This is a genomic window from Streptomyces sp. NPDC057654 (assembly GCF_042800135.1).
In the GTDB taxonomy this organism is placed as follows: Bacteria; Actinomycetota; Actinomycetes; order Streptomycetales; family Streptomycetaceae; genus Streptomyces.
This window is the reverse complement of record NZ_JBHVHQ010000985.1, coordinates 1-3,000: the sequence shown is the minus strand read 5'-3', so window position 1 is coordinate 3,000 and position 3,000 is coordinate 1. Positions and strand designations below refer to the sequence as shown.

The 3,000-nt window shown below is 74.7% G+C and carries 4 protein-coding genes; 2 read left to right on the top strand and 2 right to left on the bottom strand.

Annotation, left to right across the window (positions count from 1 at the left end; all coding sequences use genetic code 11):
* Nucleotides 1–611: thiopeptide-type bacteriocin biosynthesis protein (locus tag ACFU99_RS39300; protein WP_384402227.1), on the top strand; the 611-nt coding region annotated here is incomplete at its 5' end.
* A 5-nt stretch (nt 612–616) separates the two neighbouring features.
* Nucleotides 617–1,981 carry a lanthionine synthetase C family protein gene (locus ACFU99_RS39295; protein ID WP_384402224.1) on the top strand — a complete coding sequence of 455 codons (1,365 nt, stop codon included), beginning with the start codon at nt 617–619 and terminating at the stop codon, nt 1,979–1,981.
* A 91-nt stretch (nt 1,982–2,072) separates the two neighbouring features.
* Here the strand turns inward: ACFU99_RS39295 and ACFU99_RS39290 are convergent, their stop codons facing one another.
* Entirely contained in the window at nt 2,073–2,741 is a 669-nt protein-coding gene (locus tag ACFU99_RS39290; RefSeq protein ID WP_384402221.1) for a hypothetical protein, read from the bottom strand.
* Entirely contained in the window at nt 2,738–2,893 is a 156-nt protein-coding gene (locus ACFU99_RS39285) for a hypothetical protein (RefSeq protein WP_384402218.1), read from the bottom strand. Before ACFU99_RS39285 ends, ACFU99_RS39290 begins: the two co-directional genes overlap by 4 nt.
* Between the last annotated feature and the right edge of the window lie 107 nt (nt 2,894–3,000).

Sequence of the window (3,000 nt, the reverse complement as noted above, 5' to 3'; positions counted from 1 at the left end):
GGCTGATCCTGGACACGTACGACCCGGAGGCCGAGCGGTACGGCGGCCCGGAGGCGATCGAGGCCGCCGAGCGCGCCTTCCACGCGGACAGCCTCGCCGTCCTGGAACAGCTGCGACTCCAGGACGCCGGCCGCCTCACCGTCGATCCGCTGCTGCTCGCCGCGGCCAACTATGTCGATCTGATCAGGGCGTTCTGGCCGGACGACGCCGAGCACGCCACGCCGGACGGCGAACCCCAGTGGGTGCACTGGCTGCTCGGCAACTACGCGAAGCACGGTGCGAGCGACGCGTACCGCACCTTCCGGAAGCGCCGCCGGGAGGCGGTCGCGCTCATCGACCCGTACGGCGACTGGGCCGGGCTGCGCGAACGGCCCGGCGGCGAGGCGGTGTCGGCGGCCTTCGCCCGGCGGGCCCCGGCCGTCGCGGAGTACGGCCGTACGCTGCGCCGCCTGTCGCCGCCGTGGGCTCCGCCGCCGCAGATCCTCAACTCGCTGTTCCATATGCACCACAACCGGCTGATCGGCATCGACCGGGAGGGCGAACAGTCCACCTACGCCATCGCGCGCGGCGCCGTCCAGGCCCATCGAGACCGCCGGAGGCACAACGGATGAATCCAGTGAGCACGCAACGCACCGCAAGCTCCGCCGGGACGGCCGTCGGGCGGGACCCGGCCGAGAAGGCGACGGCCGACCGGGCGGCGGCGGTCGTGGCCGAGCTGGCGGGGCGGCTCGCGGACCCGGAGGCGGTGGTGGCCATCGCGACCGCCGAGGGGAACCTGGACCGGCCGCCGGGCCGCAGCCCGCTGCACCCCTGGGGCGGGGTGACCCTGGCCGAGGGGCACCCCGGCGTGGCGCTGCTCTTCGCCGAGCTCGCCCAGGACGACCCCCGCCACCGCACCCACGCACACGCCCATCTGGCCGTCGCCGCCCGGTCGCTGTCGGCCGGTCAGGGCGCGGGGCTCTACACCGGGGCGCCCGCGCTGGCCCTCGCCGCCTGCGCGGCCCGGCGGGGCCCGGCGGACTACGCGACCATGCTCGACCGACTCGACGGTCAAGTGGACGCACGCGTCCGGCAGTTGCTCAAGGCCGAGGACGAGCGGCTGGCGGCGCGCCGGGCCGGCGTGAGCATGGACGTCTACGACCTGATCCTGGGGCTCGCGGGGATCGGCCGGTATCTGCTGCTCCGCGAGGACCGGCACCGGGCGGCGCTCACGGACACGCTGACGTACCTGGTCCGGCTCACCGATCCGGTCCGGCACCTGGAGCACACCGTGCCCGGCTGGTGGGTGCCCGACGCGCCCGGCCTCGGCCAGGAGTCCCACTTCCCGCGCGGCCACTTCAACCTGGGACTGGCGCACGGCATCTGCGGTCCCCTGGCGCTGCTCGCGCTCGCCGAGGAGGCCGGCGTCTCCGTGCCCGGCCAGCAGGAGGCCGCGACGCGGATCGTCGAGTGGCTGCTGACCCGGCAGGCGTCGGACCTGAGCTGGCCCGCCGTCGTCAACTGGGACGACGAGATCGCCGGGGTCCGGCCCGACCCGGCGCACGGCCGTACGGCCTGGTGCTACGGCACACCGGGCGTGGCCCACGCCGTATATCTGGCCGGACGCGCCTGGAACCGCGAAGACTGGCGGCTGACCGCGACGGACGCCCTGGCCGCGTCCCTGCACGGCCCGCAGGCCGTGGTGGACTGCGGGCTGTGCCACGGCTGGTCGGGCCTGCTCCAGATCACCTGCCGAATGGCCCGCGACAGCCGCGACAAACGGCTACTGGCCCACCTCCCTCGCCTCGCGGAACAGATCCTCGACGCCCACGCCCCAGAGCTCCCCCTCGGCTACCGCTACGCGGACACCCCACCCGGCCTCTGGGCCCCCCACCGAGCGGGCTTCCTGGAAGGCACGGCAGGAATCGCCCTCAGCCTGCACACATATGCCTCGGGCGGCACGCCTCGCACACCATGGGACGCTGCGCTGCTGCTGTCGTAGGGGCGCCACCGCCGCGCCGGCTCATAGACCGCTGTCGGGTCGGTTCGGGTCGGTTCGGGTCGGTTCGGCGGCTGCCGCCGGGCCGGCCGTCTCAAGGGTCGTCGCGGGCGATGACCTTGGCCAGCTCGGTCTGGAACCAGTCCAGGCGGGCCTGGAGCAGCGCCGCCTCGGCGACCAGTTCGGGGACCGTGCCACCGGTCGGCGGGGGCGTGCCCGTCGGGGCGCCGGGTGCGGCGGCGACGGTCAGCCGCTCGCCCGCCAGTTTGGCGAAGCCGGGAAAGGAGATGCTCATCCGGTCGGCGGCACAGCCCGCGCAGCTGCCCGTCACGGTCCGCCAGCCCGCCCGTCCCCATCCGGCGTCGGCGAAGCGGTCGGCGGTGCGCCCGCAGGAGCAGGGGCCGACGCGGGCGGTGCGGACGCGTTGACGGGCGTAGCGCATGCCGCGCTCGTAGCGGATGTACGAGCCGAGGACGGTGATCTCCAGGACGACGGCCCGGCGGTGTTCGGTGAGGCAGGTGAGGCCGAGCGCCTCGTCGCGGGAGTGCAGGCAGTGGAAGCCGCAGTCGCAGCGGCGGGAGGGGCAGCGGTGGCGGCGTCCGTAGACGCAGCGCGCGTCGTCCAGGACGCCGTACGGCAGGCCGCCGCCGAGGGAGACGCCGGTGAAGCCCGCCCGGCGGCCGTTGTGGGACAGCACCGGGTAGGCGATCTTGTATCCGGTCGGCGGCTCCGGCGGGTGTTCCTCCGGGAGCCGCAGCCTCATCGCGGCGCCGTCGCCTCGGCCCCGGCGGCCACCGCCTCGCTGTCGCCGTTTCCGGCCTCGGCGGCAGCCGGCGGCGTCACGGCGGCCGGCTCGTGCTCCTCGTGCTCGCGCTCCTCGGCGAAGCCGACGGCGAGTGGTTTGCCCAGCCTCATGGCGTCCTCCCCTGACCACTGCAATGGACAGCGAACCTACCCATGGTGGCCCACCGGGACGGGAATTGGCACCAGTGCATCCCGGACACAGCAGCGCGGCCGTACGA